Source organism: Spiroplasma citri (genome assembly GCF_001886855.1).
Taxonomy (GTDB): domain Bacteria; phylum Bacillota_I; class Bacilli_A; order Mycoplasmatales; family Mycoplasmataceae; genus Spiroplasma; species Spiroplasma citri.
Genome location: NZ_CP013197.1, coordinates 178,914 through 198,998, shown reverse-complemented (window position 1 = coordinate 198,998; position 20,085 = coordinate 178,914). Strand labels below are relative to the sequence as shown.

Annotated in this window: 22 protein-coding genes; 3 read left to right on the top strand and 19 right to left on the bottom strand. The window is 28.1% G+C overall.

What is annotated here, in order from left to right:
- Positions 1-28 precede the first annotated feature (28 nt).
- Positions 29-766 carry a triose-phosphate isomerase gene (tpiA, locus tag SCITRI_RS01095; RefSeq protein ID WP_071891886.1) on the bottom strand — a complete coding sequence of 246 codons (738 nt, stop codon included), beginning with the start codon at positions 764-766 and terminating at the stop codon, positions 29-31.
- A 110-nt stretch (positions 767-876) separates the two neighbouring features.
- Here tpiA and SCITRI_RS01090 point away from each other — a divergent pair, with 110 nt between their 5' ends.
- A complete protein-coding gene (locus tag SCITRI_RS01090; protein ID WP_071891883.1) occupies positions 877-1,233 on the top strand; it encodes a rhodanese-like domain-containing protein in 357 nt (118 codons plus the stop codon).
- Here the strand turns inward: SCITRI_RS01090 and SCITRI_RS01085 are convergent.
- The 9 genes from SCITRI_RS01085 to SCITRI_RS01045 form a co-directional block, all read right to left on the bottom strand.
- Positions 1,223-2,641, bottom strand: a complete 1,419-nt coding sequence (locus SCITRI_RS01085; protein WP_071938043.1) for an APC family permease — start codon at positions 2,639-2,641, stop codon at positions 1,223-1,225. The two genes, SCITRI_RS01090 and SCITRI_RS01085, sit on opposite strands and share 11 nt — an antisense overlap.
- 67 nt (positions 2,642-2,708) lie before the next feature.
- Entirely contained in the window at positions 2,709-3,644 is a 936-nt protein-coding gene (whiA, locus tag SCITRI_RS01080; protein ID WP_071891877.1) for a DNA-binding protein WhiA, read from the bottom strand.
- 67 nt (positions 3,645-3,711) lie between these two features.
- Positions 3,712-6,102 (bottom strand): preprotein translocase subunit SecA, encoded by a 2,391-nt coding sequence (gene secA / locus SCITRI_RS01075; protein ID WP_071891873.1) that lies wholly within the window; start codon positions 6,100-6,102, stop codon positions 3,712-3,714.
- A gap of 133 nt (positions 6,103-6,235) precedes the next feature.
- Entirely contained in the window at positions 6,236-7,474 is a 1,239-nt protein-coding gene (locus tag SCITRI_RS01070) for a phosphoglycerate kinase (protein ID WP_071891869.1), read from the bottom strand.
- A 62-nt stretch (positions 7,475-7,536) separates the two neighbouring features.
- On the bottom strand, positions 7,537-8,478 hold the full coding sequence (gene trxB, locus SCITRI_RS01065) for a thioredoxin-disulfide reductase (RefSeq protein ID WP_071891865.1): 942 nt from the start codon (positions 8,476-8,478) through the stop codon (positions 7,537-7,539).
- Positions 8,462-9,667 carry a prolipoprotein diacylglyceryl transferase gene (locus SCITRI_RS01060; protein ID WP_071891861.1) on the bottom strand — a complete coding sequence of 402 codons (1,206 nt, stop codon included), beginning with the start codon at positions 9,665-9,667 and terminating at the stop codon, positions 8,462-8,464. Before SCITRI_RS01060 ends, trxB begins: the two co-directional genes overlap by 17 nt.
- A gap of 21 nt (positions 9,668-9,688) precedes the next feature.
- Positions 9,689-10,612, bottom strand: a complete 924-nt coding sequence (gene hprK, locus SCITRI_RS01055; RefSeq protein ID WP_071891856.1) for an HPr(Ser) kinase/phosphatase — start codon at positions 10,610-10,612, stop codon at positions 9,689-9,691.
- Between the two features lie 39 nt (positions 10,613-10,651).
- Entirely contained in the window at positions 10,652-12,616 is a 1,965-nt protein-coding gene (gene uvrB, locus SCITRI_RS01050) for an excinuclease ABC subunit UvrB (RefSeq protein ID WP_071891852.1), read from the bottom strand.
- Positions 12,617-12,716: 100 nt separating this feature from the next.
- On the bottom strand, positions 12,717-13,451 hold the full coding sequence (locus SCITRI_RS01045; RefSeq protein WP_237238002.1) for a hypothetical protein: 735 nt from the start codon (positions 13,449-13,451) through the stop codon (positions 12,717-12,719).
- Positions 13,452-13,856: 405 nt separating this feature from the next.
- Between SCITRI_RS01045 and SCITRI_RS01040 the strand changes: the two genes are divergently transcribed.
- Together SCITRI_RS01040 and SCITRI_RS11000 are read left to right on the top strand one after the other, a co-directional pair.
- A complete protein-coding gene (locus SCITRI_RS01040; protein ID WP_084566869.1) occupies positions 13,857-13,988 on the top strand; it encodes a hypothetical protein in 132 nt (43 codons plus the stop codon).
- 16 nt (positions 13,989-14,004) lie between these two features.
- A complete protein-coding gene (locus SCITRI_RS11000) occupies positions 14,005-14,151 on the top strand; it encodes a hypothetical protein (RefSeq protein ID WP_237238001.1) in 147 nt (48 codons plus the stop codon).
- A 169-nt stretch (positions 14,152-14,320) separates the two neighbouring features.
- Here the strand turns inward: SCITRI_RS11000 and SCITRI_RS01030 are convergent, their stop codons facing one another.
- From SCITRI_RS01030 to SCITRI_RS00990, 9 genes are all read right to left on the bottom strand, one after another.
- Positions 14,321-15,094, bottom strand: coding sequence for a hypothetical protein (locus SCITRI_RS01030; protein ID WP_071891847.1), 774 nt, complete (start codon positions 15,092-15,094; stop codon positions 14,321-14,323).
- A 12-nt stretch (positions 15,095-15,106) separates the two neighbouring features.
- Positions 15,107-15,382: a hypothetical protein gene (locus SCITRI_RS01025; RefSeq protein ID WP_071891843.1), complete on the bottom strand. Its 276-nt coding sequence runs from the start codon at positions 15,380-15,382 to the stop codon at positions 15,107-15,109.
- Between the two features lie 21 nt (positions 15,383-15,403).
- Positions 15,404-16,327 (bottom strand): hypothetical protein, encoded by a 924-nt coding sequence (locus SCITRI_RS01020; RefSeq protein WP_157092841.1) that lies wholly within the window; start codon positions 16,325-16,327, stop codon positions 15,404-15,406.
- On the bottom strand, positions 16,231-16,638 hold the full coding sequence (locus SCITRI_RS01015; protein WP_071891836.1) for a hypothetical protein: 408 nt from the start codon (positions 16,636-16,638) through the stop codon (positions 16,231-16,233). Before SCITRI_RS01015 ends, SCITRI_RS01020 begins: the two co-directional genes overlap by 97 nt.
- 12 nt (positions 16,639-16,650) lie before the next feature.
- On the bottom strand, positions 16,651-17,298 hold the full coding sequence (locus SCITRI_RS01010; RefSeq protein WP_071891833.1) for a hypothetical protein: 648 nt from the start codon (positions 17,296-17,298) through the stop codon (positions 16,651-16,653).
- Positions 17,273-18,262: a hypothetical protein gene (locus SCITRI_RS01005; RefSeq protein WP_071891829.1), complete on the bottom strand. Its 990-nt coding sequence runs from the start codon at positions 18,260-18,262 to the stop codon at positions 17,273-17,275. Before SCITRI_RS01005 ends, SCITRI_RS01010 begins: the two co-directional genes overlap by 26 nt.
- Positions 18,243-18,503: a hypothetical protein gene (locus SCITRI_RS01000; protein WP_071891826.1), complete on the bottom strand. Its 261-nt coding sequence runs from the start codon at positions 18,501-18,503 to the stop codon at positions 18,243-18,245. The genes SCITRI_RS01005 and SCITRI_RS01000 overlap by 20 nt, the downstream gene beginning before the upstream one ends.
- Positions 18,504-19,055: 552 nt before the next feature.
- On the bottom strand, positions 19,056-19,703 hold the full coding sequence (locus SCITRI_RS00995) for a hypothetical protein (protein WP_071891822.1): 648 nt from the start codon (positions 19,701-19,703) through the stop codon (positions 19,056-19,058).
- Between the two features lie 6 nt (positions 19,704-19,709).
- Positions 19,710-20,072: a hypothetical protein gene (locus tag SCITRI_RS00990; protein ID WP_071891818.1), complete on the bottom strand. Its 363-nt coding sequence runs from the start codon at positions 20,070-20,072 to the stop codon at positions 19,710-19,712.
- Between the last annotated feature and the right edge of the window lie 13 nt (positions 20,073-20,085).

Genomic DNA, 20,085 nt, shown 5'->3' with positions numbered 1-20,085 from the left:
GAATTAGTTTTCATTATTTTTTTATTAGTTATTTTACTAAACCTAAAAAAGTTTTTGGTTCTAAACTAGCTCCGCCAACTAAGGCTCCATCAATATCTGGTTGAGCTAATAATTCTTGAATATTTTCCGGTTTAACACTACCTCCATATTGGATTCGTATCACATTTGCTACCACTTCATCATAAAGACTAGCAATTTTTGTTCTAATTATTGCACAAACATTTTGGGCAATTTCAGCTGTTGCTGTTTTCCCTGTTCCAATTGCTCAAATTGGTTCATAAGCAATAACAATTGTTTTTGCATCTTCAAAATCAATTCCTTGTAATGCTTTTTCAATTTGTGTTTCAACAATTTGCTGTGTTTCATTATTTTCATATTGTTGCAATGTTTCACCACAACAAATAATTGGTACCATCCCTTTTGCTAAGATTTTTTTTGCTTTTAAGTTTACTGTTTCATTAGTTTCATTAAACATTTCACGACGTTCTGAGTGACCAATAATAACATGAGTAATCTTTAAATTTTCTAGCATTTCAACTGAAATTTCACCAGTAAAAGCACCAAAATCTTCATAATGACAATTTTGTGCCGCAATAATTAAATTATGTGCATGTTGTTTTGCCACTGCTAAATTAACAAACGGTATCGCAATACCAGCATCAAGTTTTAAATCATGACAGACATGATCAACTTGTTTTAAAAAATCAATTGTTTCATTTATTGTTTTATGCATTTTTCAATTTCCAATAATAATTGGTTTTCGCATTTTTCTCCCTCGTTTCTATATAACATTTTAATTATATACTTAAATTTTAATGATTTCTTAATAAAATATTAACTTTCTTAATGTTATAATGTTTTCAAAGAGGTGTAAAGATGTTTTTATCAGCATTCCAAATGAAATACAATACTAAATCAATTAAGAAACTGCCAAAAATTAATAATTCAGAAAAATGATTAATTATTGATATTCGACCAAAAGAAGAATGAATTGAAAGTCATATTATTAATAGTATTAATATTCCTCATCATCTTTTCCGTTTAATTTATTCAAAAAAAGTAACTAAAAATAAAAAGATTCTTTTTGTTTCAAGTGCTGGTCATTCTCATTTAGATTTATACCGTTTATTAAAAAAGCATAATTTTAAAGTTTATATTCTTCTTGGCGGATGAAAAAAAGTTCATCAGCTTGATGAACTTGATAAAATTCTTACTTATAATCCTATTGATTAACATTATTAATCAATGGGGTTTTTATTTTTATTTCACCATCAGCTGGTGTTGCTTTATGTCATAATAACAATTCATTAATACCTCATATTATTAATGTTTCCCCAATAATAATTAACAAACTATATAAAGTTTTATAATTACTACTATAAGCAAAGAAATTATACATAATATAACCAATTGATCCTATTAGTAAGAAAAGAGAAAAACCAGCATAATAATATATTCCTTTTACTTTTGTTACTTCTACTCGTTTTGTATAACGATTAACACAAACAGCAATAATTAAACTAATATAGCACAGAAAAGCGGTAAAACTAACTGCATTGGAAGAAAGATCTAATAAATACATTGGATCGCCTACAACGCCAAGACTAAGTCCCATTAATACTAAATTGAAACAAACAGTAATTGTCATTTGAATTAAACCAATTTGTTGATAACTTAATTCTTTCTTTCCAATATAAACAAGATTTTCTTCTTGCACTGTATGTCCAAATGAAGGGGCAACAAAGGTTAGACCATTAATGCTCATTAATGCTGTTAACATAATAAATCACATTAAGATTTTTGCAACTGGACCACCAAGTAGATTTTTAAATAAGGTAAAAACGCTACCATCATTTGTTCCTAAAAATAATGAAATAACTTCTAAAATATAAAAAATATTAATGAATAACATTGCAGCAAATAATGCCTTCGGAACAACATTTTTGTTAGAAACTTCTTTTTGCAATCCTGCAGCATAAATAAAACCATCAAATGAAAATAGTACTGGTAAAATCCCCATAAAGAAATTACCAAAATTTAATTCCTTATACTTATTAAAAACATTATTTTCAATTGGAGCAACAAAACCTATAACTAAGCTAACTATTAACGGAATAAATTTAATAAATGTTCCAATTGTTTGAACTCATTTCCCAGCATTTCGTAAAAAAATATTTATTAAGTAAAATAAAATTAAAATAACAAGACCAACAATAATCGCAATTATATGTTGTGTTCCCTTACTAATGCTTTGCTCTTCAATTCCTTCAAACATTGCATTAATACTAAAAATTGGGAAAATACCCAATAAAATTGGGAAATAAAAAAAGATATAAAATAATGCTACTAAACTACCAACTTGCCGACCAATTAAAACATTAGCCCAAGATGGTAATGTACCATGTCCACTTTTAGTTTTTACTGATGTAACTTCAATAAAGACCATAATCATTGCCATTCCTAAAATCCCAACTAAAATTCATAACCCAATTGATAAATAAGGATTTTGAGTAAAATATAAAAGATGTCCTTCTGAAGTATCATTTTTTAAATAAATTCCAACTCCAATTGTAATTCCAATTGCTGTTGAAAAAACAGTTAAAAATTCAAAAAATTTAACGTGCTTTTTAGGCTTTCCCATTAGTTTTTCCTCCATTTTTTAATGACCTATTTTTTAATAAAAAATAATAAATGAATTATAACATAAATTATTTTATATTTTCATAATATTTTTTCTTAATTTCACGGAATAAGTGGTTTACTCCAGATTTGGAAATTTCAATATTACTTTCATTTTCTAATAATGCTGACAAATCTTGTAACGATGCATCAGGATAAGCAATCCGTAATAGAGCTACTTTTTTGGTATTTTCATTTAGTTCATCAAACAAATCATGTTCAAGTAAATAATTAATCATTGTAACTTGTTCTTCTCCAGCTTTAATTGCTTTTTGTTGATTTGAAATTTCAATATTATTTAAACGATTAATACTATTAACCATATCCCTTGAAATACGAGTATTTTCAAAAGCTAATACACTATTAATTGCATCAATTAATTTCAAGAAATCTGAAACTAAAATTGATTTTTTTAAATAACAAACATAGCGATCATGACGCACAATTATCTTGAAAGGAAAATGAAATTTATACAATAATTTTTGAAAATATTGTGCTGAAACTTCATCATTAAACTGAACTTCTAAATGATAATTACTTGTTTCTGGTGAATTAACACTACCACATGCAACAAAAATTCCCGCAATATAAGCCCGTTGTTGTCGTTCATTTCTTTCTGATGGGATGGTAATAATTTTTTGATTAGTTTTTGCATCAAAAATTTGTAGATCTTTTAATATTTCAGTAGCTCGTTCTTTAATTCGTAAACTAAAAGTTTTGTTATTTTTTAATTTTGTGCCTTGAATAATAATAATGTCAATTTTAACTTGATATAAATTTTTTAAAAACGTATAAATTGTTCGAATAATTAAATTACTAATTGAGGTTACTTCAAAGTTAAAAAAATGATTACTAATATTTAATGTCATATTATATTTAACAAAACCACTTAAAAAAGCTTTCTGGCACATTTGGTCAAATTCTTTTCTAACAATTTCCTCTTTTACTTCCAATGCAAAACTCATGTTTATTTTCCATTCTAATAATTTAATAATACAGAAAAACCATTACTTTAGAATAGTGGCTCATTAATTAACCTTTTTGTTTGAATTCTCGAACTTCTTGCTCTGAATCATAAAACGGGTCAGCTTCAATGTCACCATCGACTTTGCGAATAACAACATTTGCTAATTTAATTACAACTTCATGTGCAATTGACAATTGCATATGCTCAAATAATTTTGCAGATTCTTCAACATAAGCGTGCAATGGATTTGTTTGAGCATAACTTCGTAAGTAAATTCCACTTCGTAATTTACTTGCTTGGTCAATATGTTTTGTTCAATAATCATCAAACGAAGTAATAATTGCATTCCGTTCAATTTGATTCATAACATCAGCAGGAACATCTTCTGTTCGTGCTAAATAAAATTCATACATTTTTGTTGCAACATATTTAGCAACTTCTTCACGAGTCATTTTTTCCATAGCTGCTTTATCTAAGACATTAGCTGCAACAGCTTTATTATTAACTCCTTTAATTAAGTTATCATAATGAATGAATCATTCCCCATGCGATTCATTACCAAATATTTTTGTTAAATCATAAGCTGCAGAATATTGCATTTTTTTAATAATTGGTTTTAAATCAGTTGCTGTTAAAATTTGATCACGCCGCGCATACATAGCTTCACGATGTTGTGCTAAAACATTATCATAATCTAAAATATGTTTTCGTTGATCAAAATTCATCCCCTCAACTTTTTTTTGCGCATTAGAAATTGCTCTTGTTAACATTCGTGATTGAATAAAATTTGAACCTAATCGTGCAAAAATTCGACGCAAACGTTCACCACCAAAACGCATCATTAATTCATCATCCATTGCAACATAAAAACGTGAAAAACCAGGATCTCCTTGTCGTCCTGCTCGTCCTCGTAACTGGTTATCAATTCGACGTGATTCGTTTCGTTCAACACCAAAAACAGCTAGTCCACCAATTTCTTTAACACCTTCACCTAATTTAATATCTGTTCCCCGACCAGCCATATTTGTTGCTAATGTAATAGCTCCTTTTTCACCAGAAATTGCAATAATGTCTGCTTCACGTTCATGATTTTTTGCATTTAACATTTCAAATTTCAATTTAGCATTTCGCAAATAATGTGACACAATTTCTGAAGAATCAACTGAAGTTGTTCCAATTAAAATTGGTTGTCCCTTTTCATGCAAGGTAATAATTTCTTTCATCATTGCTTGCATTTTTGCATCACGATTTGCAAACATATAATCAGGTTCATCACGGCGAATTAATGGTCTATTAGTTGGGGCTTGAATTACACGCATATTATAAATTTTAATAAATTCTTCTTCCTCTGTTTTTGCAGTACCAGTCATCCCACTTAATTTATTATATAATCGGAAAAAGTTTTGGTAAGTAATTGTTGCCATTGTCACTGTTTCTTCTTCAATTTCAACACGTTCTTTTGCTTGCAATGATTGTTGCAAACCATCACTATAAGCACGTCCCGGCATTAAACGACCAGTAAACTGATCAATTAAAATAATTTCATTATTTTGAACAACATATTCAACACCATTTTTAAAAACAAAATTAGCTTTTAAGGCATTTAAGATTAAGTGGTATAATTCAGTATTTTTAATATCAAATAAAGAATTAATTGAAAAAATCTTTTCTGCTTTAGTAATTCCTTCTGGAGTTAAATAAACTTGTTTAGTTTCTAAATCAACTTCAAAATCATTATCACGAGATAATGATTTTGCAAAATGATCAGCTGCTTGGTATTGTGGTGTTCGGTTTTGTCGTCCTCCTGAAATAATTAATGGCGTTCTTGACTCATCAATTAAAATTGAATCAGCCTCATCAATAATGGCATAATTTAATCCTCGTTGGACTTTCTCACTGTAAACTTTTACCATGTTATCTCGTAAATAATCAAATCCTAATTCAGCATTGGTAGTATAAGTAATATCACAACTATAGGCTTCTCTTTTTGCATCTTTAGTAATATCACGAGAATTTAACCCAACTGTTAAACCTAAAAAGCTAAAAACTTGACCATTAATTTCTGAATCCCGTCTCGATAAATATTCATTAACAGTAACAACATGAACGCCCTTCCCAGTTAAAGCATTTAAATATGTTGGCATTAAAGCAGTTAAGGTTTTTCCTTCTCCTGTTTTCATTTCAGCTACATCTCCTTCATGAAGAACAATACCCCCAATTAGTTGGACACGATAAGCATGTAATGCTAAAATTCGACGAGCTGCTTCACGGGCAACAGCAAATGCTTCAATTAAAATATCATTTAATGATACACCTTCTGCTAATTTAGCCTTAAATTCATTTGTTTTTGTTTTTAATGCATCATCAGATAATGCTTGCATTGTTTTATCTAACGCCATAATTTTATCTGCTATTTTGCCATGTTTTTTTACAATTTTACGATCGCTAACTGCCATTTAATTATCTCCTCTATTCTATATAATTATAAACATTCATACTTATTTTATCATAAAAAATAATAGTTGGTATAGTTATTCCATTATGTTATATGTTGCCACAAAAAAACGACATTTTTGTCGTTTTATTATGTTATTTACTTTGAACAGCTTCAATTCCAGGTAGCGGTTTACCTTCCATATATTCTAAGCTAGCACCACCACCAGTTGATATATGCGTAAACTTATCTTTATACCCTAATTGAATTGCTGCTGCCGCTGAATCTCCTCCTCCAATTAAAGTAAAGGCTCCTTTTAGTTCAGCAATTGCTTCACAAACAGCTTTTGTTCCAATACTATAATTTTTAAATTCAAAAACTCCCATTGGCCCATTTCAAGTAACTGTTTTTGCATCTGCTAATTCTTTTTTAAACAATTCAATTGTTTTGGGACCAATATCTAATCCCATATAACCATCATCAATATCAAAACCTGTTGTAACTTTTGCTGGAACATCAGCAAATTCTGGTGCTTCTAACGCATCAATTGGTAAAATAATTTTCCCTTGTCCTTTTGCTAAAAAGGTTTTAGCAATTTCAACTTTATCAACTTCTAATAATGATTTTCCAATTTTGTGACCTTGTGCAGCAAAAAAAGTATATGCCATTCCACCACCAATTAGAATCTTATCTGCTTTTGTTAATAAATGTTCAATTACCCCAATTTTATCTGAAACTTTTGCACCACCAATAATAGCAACAAATGGTTTAACTGGATTGTCTACGCATTGTGATAACATTTTTACTTCTTTTTCCACTAAAAAGCCTAAACATGATTCAGTAATATTTTCTGCAATACCAACATTTGAAGCATGAGCACGATGTGCAGTTCCAAATGCATCATTAACAAAAACATCTCCTAAACTTGCTCAATATTTCCCTAAAGCAGAATCATTTTTACTTTCTCGTTTTGCCGCTGCTTTGCCCTCACTATCAACACTAATTTGACCATTACTATTAATAATGTCAGCAAAGCGTGTATTTTGAAATAAAATGACCTCTTTATTGTGCATTTCGTTAATAGCTTCTTCCAATTGTTTTCCTTCAAAGGCATTAATAAATTTAACTGGTTGTCCTAATTTTTGTTCTAATACCTTTGCTACTGGAGCCATATCATGTTTTTCTAAATCATCAGCTGTTTTAACTTTCCCTAAATGAGAAAATAAAATTACTTTTGCTTCTTGTGCTATCAAATATTTAATTGTTGGTAAAGCTGCAATAATACGATTATCATCAGTAACTTGACCATCCTTCATTGGCACATTAAAATCAACACGGACTAAAACTTTTTTTCCTTTAACTTGAACATCTTTTAATTCTTTTTTGTTTGTCATAAATCCTTCTCACTTTCTTTTTCACATTTATCCAATATATATCTTACCGCAAAAATAACTTTTTAATGACAACTATCAAGATATTCTAACACAAATTGAGCTGCTTTTGCCCCATCACTAATTGCAGTTGCAATTTGTCGTAATGTTGTATTTGTTACATCACCAGCGGCATATAATCCAGGCAATGCTGTTAAACATTTATTATTAACAATAAAATAACCTTCTTTATCTAAAACCCCTAAGTTTTTTGCAAAATCACTAATTGGAATCGCCCCAATATATGGGAAAATAGCACTAACTGCTAAATTATCAATTTTGCTTGTTTTAACATTTTTAATAACAACTGTTGTCACTCGTTTTTCGGTCACATCCTTAATTTCAGTTACTATTGTATCAATAATAAAATTAATTTTAGGATGTGCTTTTACTTTATTAACAATATTATGATCAGCACGAAATTCAGCACGACGATGAATTAAATAAACTTTATTGACAAAACGAGCTAAATAAAGGGCTTCTTCCAGAGCAGCGTAGCCTCCCCCAACAACAACTACATCTTTTCCTTTATATAATGCCCCATCACAAACCGCACAGTATGAAACTCCATGTCCTTCTAATTCTAATTCGCCAGGCACTCCTAATTTTCGTTCAACTGTACCAGTTGCAACAATAACAGCTTTTGCTAATAAAAATTTTTTTGAAAATAACTCTAATTTAAATAAATTATCTTGTTTTGTAATGGTTGTTACACGATCGGCAATATATGTAATTTTTAATTTTTGCGTTTGGTCAAACATTTTCATTGCTAATTCATAACCTTGAATGCTATCAAAACCAGGATAATTTTCAATTTCACTTGTCTTTGTTACTTTTCCCCCGGGTGCTCCTTTTTCAATCATTGCAATATTTGCCATTGCTCGTGCAGCATAAATTGCTGCAGTCATACCACCAGGGCCAGCCCCAATAATTAAAATATCATATATTTCATTAGTATTGTTTTTCATATAATCATCCGCCTTTTCTTCATTTTATAACAGCTATTCATTGGGCAAATAATATTAAAATAATACCAATTACAATCATTAAACTAAGAATAACATAATCCAATGTTCGCATATTTTTTAAAAATAAATCATGATCATCTCGTTGTGTTTCTAAAATAATCCGAATTAAATTATAACCAGCAATATACATCCCAGTTTTAATTCCACAACGTAAAATTTTTAAACGATGAGGGTTTTCTATTTTTTCTAATTCTCGGACATCAGCTGTAAAAATTTGTTTTAATCGTGAACCATAATATTCCCAATGTGCTTTTATCACTTGTTTTTTTGTCATCTTATGTTTATTTTTAAAATAAACTTTTTTCAAATTTACTTGTTGTGCTAAATTATTGACAAGCATTGGATCAGGTTTGATATCATAGTATCATTTTGCTCAAACACCTTTTCACGATAACTGCATAAAATCGGGTTCTTCTTTTTTAAACCGTCAATAATAACTATAACGTAATATTAATGGTAATGCAATCACAATTAAAAATCATAATAAAATATTAGCCAATGATTCATATAAAAAAATTGGTTGAAAATATTGCACATTATTAAAATCAGTTGGATTAGCGGGATTTCCATTAATACCAATTGCCTCTGTTGGATGAAAATTATTTGGTACCGGAGTTGGAACATATCATTTAAATAAATTATCACGAATAAAACTTGGTAATCACATTAATTGTTCTCGAGCAATTGGTGCTCCTAACAACTCATGATTAAAAAAATTACCTCATCGTCCAATTGCCTGTGCTAATAAAATATTTGAAACAATTAAATCTGCATATACTCATAATGAAATATTATGCTTTCGTGATTCAAAACCAAATCAAATTCAACATGTAATTAAACCAAAAATTAGCCCCCCATGAATGCTCATTCCCGGTTCTCAGAAGGCAAATAATGTAAAAAAGAAAATTGGATTTTTAACATCATATTTGCCAAAAAAACTGGCTCCCAATAACGCAATTGGAGTAATTACAAAAATTCCTCAGTAAAATCCTTGCGTCGGAATATCACGCTTACAAAAATTAACCCACGATAAAATAATGGTAATTGCAAAACCACAAAAAATTAAAAATCAATAAGGACGAAATCAATTTCCATAAGTATCATGGGCAATTCATGTTGCTAAATTCACACTATAAACTCCTTCTCAATTCTATTTTGAATATTTTTTAAAACAATCTTGTAAAATTTGCATTGAAGAAATTCCCGCTTCATCTAATTTTAATTTTGAAACTGCTGTCTCAACTAATTCACTAACATTACGCCCATATGTAACTGGAATTGTTACAATTGGTACTTTTGTATCTAAAATTTTAATATGCTTATATTTACTTCCTAATCGGTCAATTGATTTATATTGTTCATCATCTAAATGAATTAATTCAATTACTAAATCAATTTTTGATTCATCTAATAGCACTTGTAAACCATAAATTTTACTTAAATCTAAAATTCCTAAACCGCGAACCTCAATTAAATTTTTTAATATTTCATGAGATTGGCCATATAACCTATTATTTCGTTGCTGAACAATAATACGATCATCACCAACAAACAAATGATTTTTTTTAATTAATTCTAGTGTTATTTCTGACTTCCCAATTCCCGATTTTCCTTTTAATAAAATTCCTTTTCCAAAAACATTAATTAATGATGCATGTTCTTCTGTTACTGGTGCAAAATGCTCATCAAAAAATTCTAATACCATTTGATATAAACGGCTTGTTGTAATATTGCTTGCACGAACAACTGGACAACTATGTTTTTCCGCAATTTCTAATAATAATTTATCAGTAAATTTTTCCGTTAAAATAATCATCGGAATGTTTTCATTTAAAATATACTCATAGCGTTCTCTTTTTACTGTTTCACTTAAAGTATTCACAAATAACTGCTCTTTATTTGATAACAAAACTACCCGGCGATTACTATTATTTTTTTCAAAATCAAAACCAGCTAATTCTAACCCTGGTCGATTAAGACCATAAATTTTAATAGGTCGATTAATACCATCGGCTCCAGCTAAAACCTCATAGCCAAATTTATCAACAATATCTTTTACAATAAATTTTGTCATTTCCAGTCCCTCCCTGTAAATTAATACTATCACAAATCATTATTCTGCTTCAATTTCAATAATAATATCGCGTAATTCTGCAGCTCGTTCAAAATCAAGTTTTTTACTTGCTTCATACATTTCTTTTCGTAAATCTTGTAGTAATCCTTCTTTAGCTGTTTTATATTCTTTTGATTTTTTATTTTTAATTTTATGTAATTTATCATCTTGCCGTTTAATATTAGTATAATCACGAATATTCTTAATAATTGTCGTTGGAGTAATATGATATTTCAAATTATATGCCTCTTGAATTTGACGTCGACGAGCAGTTTCTTGCATTGCTTTTTCCATTGATTCAGAAACAGTATCAGCATATAAAATAACATGTCCAGCAGCATTCCTTGCAGCACGTCCAATTGTTTGAATTAAACTTCGTTCATTTCGTAAAAATCCTTGCTTATCAGCATCAAGAATACAAATTAATGATACTTCTGGAATATCAATCCCTTCACGAATTAAGTTAACACCAACAATGCAATCATATACTCCTTTTCGTAAATCCAATAAGATTTGACTACGTTCTAAAGTTTTTAATTCACTATGCAAATATGCAACTTTAACATTTTGTTCTTGTAAATAACTTGTTAAATCTTCTGACATACGAATTGTTAAAGTAGTAATAAAAACACGTTCATTTTTTTTGCGGCGTATTTTTACTTGCTCAATAATATCATCAATTTGTCCTACTGTTGATTTTACTTCTACTGTTGGATCTAATAACCCTGTTGGACGAATAATTTGTTCAACCACTTGGTTATTCACTAAACCTAATTCATAATCCCCCGGCGTTGCTGAAACATAAATAACATTTTTTAATTTTTGATTAAATTCATCAAAATTTAGGGGGCGATTATCTAATGCACTTTTTAAACGAAAACCATAATTTACTAATGTTTCTTTTCGACTTCGATCTGTGTTATACATTGCTCGAATTTGCGGTAATGACATATGTGATTCATCAATAATAGTTAAAAAATCTTCGCCAAAAAAATCAATCAAAGTATAAGGAGCTTCACCTTCTTCTCGTAAATCTAAATGTCGTGAATAATTTTCAATTCCAGAACATATCCCACTTTCACGGAGTAAATCTAAATCATATTCCGTACGTTGTTTTAAACGTTGTAACTCAACAATTTTTCCAGCCACTTCTAATTCAACTAAGCGAACCTTTAACTCTGCTTCAATGCGTTTAATTGCTTCAACTAATCGTTCTGGAGAAGTAATATAATCTTGCGCTGGAAAAATTGTTAATGTTGATAACCGCTGTGTAACATCACCAGTGATTCCATCAATATAAGCTAAATCATCAATTTCATCACCAAACAAATCAATTCGAATAAATGTTTTAACATTTCAGCCTGGAACAATTTTAATCACATCACCTTTAGCACTAAAAGTACCTGGAATTAATTCAATATCATTACGAACATATCCTGATGATACTAAAAAATTGGCTAAATCTTTTTTACTAATTTTTTGATTACGATTAATTTGTAAAAAAGATTTTTTATATTCATTTGGATCTTGTGCCCCATAAATGGCAGCAACAGAAGCTACGACAATAACATCTTTTCGAGTTGTTAAAGCATTAAAAGCACTTAACCGCATCATGTCTAATTCCATATTTTGGCGAGCATCTTTATTAATATATAAATCTTTTCCTGGTAAATAAGCTTCTGGTTGATAAAAATCAAAGTTTGAAACAAAATACTCAACACGATTTTCTGGAAACATTTCTTTTAACTCAACATATAGTTGCATTGCTAATGTTTTATTATGAGCCATCACCAATGTTGGCTTCTGATAATTTTCAATAACATTTGCCATTGTAAATGTTTTTCCAGTTCCGGTTGCTCCTAACAAAACTTGATGCTTTTTGTTTGCGAATAAATTGGTAGTTAATTTTTCAATTGCCCGCGGTTGATCACCAGCTGGTAAATAATTAGATGTTAATTTAAACATTATTTCACTACTCCTTTATAGTTTTGTTTTTCTTTAATAATTATATCAATCTTCCTTATAATTATCTTAAAAATAAAAAAGTAAAATCCCTTTTACTTTTTTATCCATTAGTAATATTAGCAACAGGAATGTCAACGCCAGCTCAATAAAGATCAATTGTTTCATTGGTTGTGAATTGCATTACATTAAATTTCATTTCATAACTACCTGTTACTTTTCCCCGGCTAGGTGTAACTGTAACAATATATTCTCCTTTTACTAACTCAGCACCAGGTGCTCCAGTTGGTTTTTGCTTAATTACCGTATTTAAAGAAATTCCAGCACGATATTCTTTTGGTAATCATTCCATAACAGCTGCTTTAACACTTTTTTCTAAGTCTTCTTCTTTGAAATTATTATTTAAAAATGAAGGGGCAGGAATTTTATTTGTAAACTTTGTTAAATCTAAATTAATCATTGGCTCACCAACAACCTTAAATGTAATTTGAATTTTTTTAGTAACACTTGTTGCTGTATTTGGTGCTGCAACAGTAACATTATATGCTTGTTCTAATAGTTTTTTTGTATCATCAGTTTCTTTTTCAACTTGATATTCAATCTCATCTTTTTTAACTGCTGGTGCTACTTTTCCTTCAATATATTGTTGAAGAGCTTTTTTCAAATCACCGACAGTATTATTAACCGTTAAATTACAATTAAACCCTTTTGCTGAAATAGTTGTTAAATCAAATTTAAATTTACTTTGGTCAACAACATTAATACTAAAGTTACCTGTTCCTTGCACTGTTTTTGCATTAGTTTTTGCTGATAAGGTAAGTTCATAATTTCCAACCACTAATTTTTCACCCGAAGTACTACCAGTTGGTTTTGATTTGATAACTAATTCAATTTAATCAGGATTTACTTTAATTGTAGCGACCACACACATTTTTTATTTTTGGTTTTTACAGTTTTGAACTAAAAATTTTTATAATATTTTTAATTAAGGAGTTGAAATTATGCAAACAAAGCAATATTTTATTTTGCAGTTGCCAGTGAAAAAGTAGGGTAAAAATAATGTTATTAGTACTTTTAATAAGATTGCAAAAGATATTGAAATTAAAAAGTAAAAGAATAAATTATTCCGCGTAATTTATTAGCAGAATAATTTATTCAATAGTGTTTTTAATGGAGCGAAGCGACAACGAGCGGAGCGAGTTTGAAAATTTCAATTTTTTAGTTTTTAGAGAGGCGGTGTAATATGCCAACTTGATTAACGACAATATTTAGTGTTGTTATTATATTAGGGATTTTTGCTTGAATTGGTTTATTAATTTATCAAAAAATTAAACAAATTCGAGAAAAGAAAAAAGAAAAAAAGAAATTGAAATAAAGGAGGATAAAAAATAATGTTAGGTATTTATTTAACAACAGCGTTTAATTTTTTAACAGCACCTACACCTAAAACTATGACTGAGGGTATGACTGGTATTTGAACGAGTTTGACTAGTGCATTATGAAAAGTTAAAGAAGGTATAACAAATATTTTACCCTAGATAATGGTTTTCTTAGGTGAAGCGTGAATTATATTAATTCCATTTGCTATATTTTGTATTATTAAAATCTTAAATTTTTTCCATGTTATGGTTAAAGGATTTTAGTATTTATATTTATTATTTATCATGTATTTTAAATGTGGCACACTAGTTTTTATATGTGATTTGATTAAATAATTTTAAAGTTAGTATTAATAGTAAATTTACCACTATTTAATAATGGGTCTAACATAATCTTTTCAGCAATAATATCTAAAATACTAGCAAATTGTTTACCGTAACGAGCAGAGGGTTCAAAATTAGGGTTATTAGGGATAATTTCAATCGGGATAAAATTAAGTGGTAATATTTCCTCGCGCTGTAAAGAAGTATAGTTATTCCATTTAGTATCATCAATATATAAATCGGTAATAGTACTATATAATCGTGTTTTTAATGTTCTAATAACTTTTACTTGTTTAGTTATAGCATCAATTTCTAATTTTTCAGTAATAAAAATACTTTGATTATTTTTAATATATGGGTCATAATCAAAAGTACAAGAAACTAAATTGCCCAATTCGTCATACTGGTCATTGTAAAAATCAATTGTAATAAAATTAAGTTTTGAATTATTAACAAAAATAAAATATGCACCTTTACCATATTTGTTGATTTTATATTCGTTATATCAATTTTTATTAGTAAAGTCTTGCATTTTTAAAAAGTTGTTAATTAATTTAGTATCTAATTTTTGATTAGTAACTGGATTACTAATACTAATCTCTAATTCACGGGGATTTAAAAAATTAGCATTATCCTCACATATTCTTTTTTCTAAAATCTCATTATGTTTTTGAACATTAACATTTTTACGATTGCTAATAGTTGATGCCAAATTAAGATAATAACTATCAATATCATATTCTTTTTTTATTTTTTTCTTTGCTGGTAATAATCCCATTTATAACACCTCTTATTTTGTATCTTCTTTTTTAATAACATCTTCAATACTATCTTTTTTTTCTTTTTTGAAAAAATCAAAAACTTTATCAATTAAATAAATAAAAGACCCAGTAATAAGCAGCGATAATCCAATATAAAAATATTCTGGTCAATCAATCTCAATTACTTTAAATACCTTACAAAAAAATAATACAATTGCACTTATTATTAAAATAGCACCCAATCCTCAAATAAATACTTTGCGAATTAATAACAAAATTTCTGATTTATATTCTTTTAAATCCATTTATAACACCTCACTTTCTTTCTATACTTCTTGTCGGAAAATACGAACACTATTAATTTTTGTATTAGCACCAGTAGAAACATCAGTTAAAAAAACCCGACCAGTAACACTATATAAAGAAAGGTCATAAGGGATTTTCCCCATTTCACCAGCAAAACAATTTGATTGTTGTTTTGTTAAAGTTTTATTTGCTTTTGTTTCGGTAAAATAAGGTGGTCGAAGTAATAGAAACCCCTCAGTTTTTTTAAAATTAGTTGGTGATATTCTAACGTCATAACGATATTTTTCTGAAAATTCAGGAATATCAATATAGGTTGAACTATCAGGTGCATATGATATCGATACTTCTTCTCATATAATTTTTTTATTCATTTCAAACACTCATTTTAACATTTGTTCAATAGTATCTTTTAAACCTTTATCTAAAGATAATTTATTATTTTCAATATCAAAGTCATTTGATAATAATAATTCTAAACTACTATCATCTTTTTGATGTAATGGGGCATTAACTGTTATTGAACTACCACTTTGTGCTTTTTTAACAATATATTTTCCATCTTCTTTATCAATATAATCTTTATTTAAATCACTATCTTTAATAACATCAGATGGTATATCACCACCTTGTTTTGCTTTTCATACATTATTTTCATAATAAATCGTATCATTATCAAAAGGAACTGATAACTCATTATTTTTATTTTTAATAATTGCTTTATTATCAATTTTAGTTTTTTCTTCTATTAACGCATCAACTTCTAATTGTGTATAATATGCTTCTAAATCTATCATTGTTAAATCAATTCCTTTTTCTTCAAAAGTGCGAAACATTTTCTTTAAAGTTGTTAGATTAGCCAATGATTTTGCATAAGTAGGCAATAGACCTTGCCATGTTGCCATTGGGTCGTTTTGTGAAGAATAATTAATATCACCAATATTCATTGTTGCAGAAGTAAAAACTCAACTGGGATCCGATTAAATGTTCAATGTTCAATAGTAATAAATACCATATTAATACATATTTTCTTTAATAATGGGTCTTTAAATGTTTCAAACTTTAATTTTGTAAAAGGATAATTTAAATATGAATTAATCATATTTTGTGCTCTTAATGCAAAAGTTTTAAATCACAATTCTACATCATTTTTAAAAAATTTATTATAACGAACTGGAACTTGGGTAATTTTACCTGTCATTGGATTAAAATTATTATAGTTTTCTAAAGTAACACCATCTCATAACTCATTTAACATTTAACCATCTCCTTATCATTTTCTTTTTTTAGAATATATTTTTTTTGATATAAATTTTCTACTATTTAATAATGTTTTTGATTTAATTGTTTTACTTAAATTTTTGTTTTTTCTAAATTGTTTATATGTTTTAAAAACTAATCCACTACCTAATAAAATAGTTGCCACACTATCTTCAACATTTTTTAACATTTCACTTTTGTTCCAATTATTTTTTATTTGCTCTCTTAACTTTAAAAATTTAGCAATTGTCCGATATGTTTTAAAACTATCTTTTACTACTTGGCGATAAACAGCTGGGGCAAAAGATACTAAATTAAATAAACTTGTTTTTTTAAATCCCCAACCAATAAACCATTCACTATTCATATAAAATTTAAAAGGTTCTTTTGCTAAAATAAACTGCTCAGCTTTAATTACAGTTGTAGTAACAACAATTGGGGAATATTTAGGATTTTTATAATATATTGTCAAAGCAACTTCACCCGCAACACTTATTGGAATAATTTTAACTGCTAAAAAAACATCAGAACCATAAGCAAAAGGTAATAATTGTCCTTTTTGAATAGCCTTCGTTTCAAATTTAGATAATACTTTTCTAGTTTGTTCATTAATTTTTTGAATTACTTTTTGTTTAATATTGATTATTCTTTTTTTCAATTGGTGCTAATATTTTTTTAGTTGCTTTTTGAATATAAAAATTTGGGTTTATTTTTTCTAATTTTTCTAATATTTTATTTAATTTGATTGGAGTTTTATCGATAAAATTAACTAATTTATTTTTATATATTTTATTTGCTCGCATTAAATTAACATTTAATAATAATTTTTTAGCAATTCCTTTTTTATGTAAATCAGTCATAATTTTATATCATTCATCAGTACTTATTTTTGTTATTTTTTCAAAATTTAAACCATATTCTGATAATCAATTATTAACATATCCTTGATATTTTTTTGTTAATCTAGGTGCTTTTTGTACCAACTTTGGACTTATTTTTTGTAAGTTTTTTTCAATTTTTAATAGATTGTTAATTTTCCCTAAATTAGAAATTTTAAAACCCTTAGAAAAATCATTTCGTGCTAATTTTCCAATTGTATATAATAAAGTCTCATTATTTGCTTGTTTAGTAAAATCAAATATTAATTTATTAAATAAAATCTTTTTACCCGCTACTTGTTTAACAACATCTTCTAAATTTTTAGCAGTTACTATTCCTAATTTTTCAAGTAATTTAGTTTCTTTTGCTAATTTTAAAACTTTTGTTATTCTAGCAGCACGAGTTAATTTACCAATACCCTCAATTGCTGGCAATAAATTTAAAGCGGTACTTTTTGCTGTAACTTCTGAGGTTAATTTATCATATATTTGATTGACTGCAAAATCGGTTGCTGTTTCTACTCCAAAAGATACAAGGGCAGCAGCAAAATTAGATAATCCAGCACCCAATCCAACAGCAGAAGCAATCCCACCAGTTAAAACTGATAAACCAAGTGCTAAAACTTGTATTCCTAAAAATTCTAATAATTGTAAACCAAAGTTTTTTTCTTGTTGTTGAATTGATAATCTGGTTGGCGTTTTAACAGCATAAATAAGAGCAGTTTTACTTGTTCCAATTGGCATTTTTATTTTTTATTTTGGGTTTTTTAGTAGCAGCAGGAACAGTTAAATTAGCACCTACTGTTTCTTCAGTTAATCAATTTGTACCAATTAAACTGTATAAAATATCTACATCTTTACTAAAATCACCTTCATCACGGTCATTAAAGGTTTTATGTTCATAATCTAAAATATTAACAGTATAATCTGATGTTCTTAAACCAGCATTAAGTTTTTGAATTGCTATTAAAATACCAGTATTCATTTCTGCAATTACATCTGCTTTTTTAGTTAAATTAGGAATATCACTATATCAAGGTTTTTTTAAAGGTCCAACTCAACTAAAACTAATTTTTTAAACACTCATTTGATTTACTTTTTGCACTTTATAAAGCTGAACTTGGGAAACACCAGTTGCTTTATTTTTACCAGCAATATAAATATCAACTTTAATATCTGTTTTAGTAATATCAAAAGTTTTGGGTGAACCTTGATAATATAACGGTCATCAATCATAATCATCTGTTGTTAAACTTGCATCAACTGTTTTAACTGCTTTTAAAACTTTATCATTTAAAAGTGGTCTTAAATCTTCACTTGCTACTTTTTGAGGTACAATAATTCCTTTAATTATTTCATCATCTGTTAAACTATCAACATTTTTAATTTTATCGTGGATATCTATGGCGCTACTTACTTTGAATAAATTAAAGTAACTGTTCCACTATATTTATTTGGATTTCCAGTTGCTAATGCGCCAGTAGATGTAATATTAGAGAATGTTGCATCTCCATTTTGATAATTATTATTTTTTACTTTAATAGCAGTTTCTAATTCTGCTGTTGTTGGGGATTGTAATTTGACCTAAATTAGGTGTTGTAATAACTGTTGATAAAGGTATTACATAGGTGTGTTTAATAATTCCTTTTGGTTCAACTACTGCACCACCTAATTCTAAAATTCTTTCCATAATTAAAGTATTACCCATTCCAGTACCTAATGCTGCTGCACCAACCCTTAATGGGGTGTGGTCTTTTTTGCGTAAAATTAGTGGATCATATTTTTTACTAAATTTAAAGGCAATTGCATTAACACCATTTGGTAATAAAGTAATTGTTCCTTCTGAACCACCTTCATTAATAATTGGTAATTTTTTAGGAACCATATAGTATGTTGTTCCTTCAACAGTTTTCATTGCTCCGCTTGTTTCAATTACACTATTAATTTGGTCATTTGCTCCAAGTTGTAGTTGTAATTTATTACAAATTCCACGGATAAAATCTGCTGAACCTAGTACAACTGTTTCTGATGGTGTAAAACCATTTTCATATATTTTGTCCATAATTTCATCGTCGATTTGTAAAGCATTTGTATCATCTGCTTTATTTCCTTGAATAGTTGTAACTTCTCCTTTATTAATAATTTCTAAAATTTTATTTCGTTTATAAGCAACTTCACTATCCATTGCTTGTTAAATATCAACAGCCCATAAATTAGGGTTAAAATCACTTTCTATGGGGTCTAATTTACGAGCAAAAGTTAAAATTGTATCTAATTCAACAGTTCCTTCGTCAAATTCTACTGCTGAATATTTTAATAAATTATCATCTGTATTAAATACTTGTCCATTTTTTCCTAGACCTTGTTTATATTTAATATTTTTCTTTATTTTATATTTTAAACCAAATTTATTTGCTTCTTTTCACGCAAATAAAGCTTCTCAACTTAACTTTTGTTGATAAGTTTGTAAATATCATTGTTCAAATGTTTCTTTATCATTAACTGTTGCTTGATTAACAATATCTTCAAAAATTCTTTGTGGGTTTTGTGCCATAATTTTATACCTT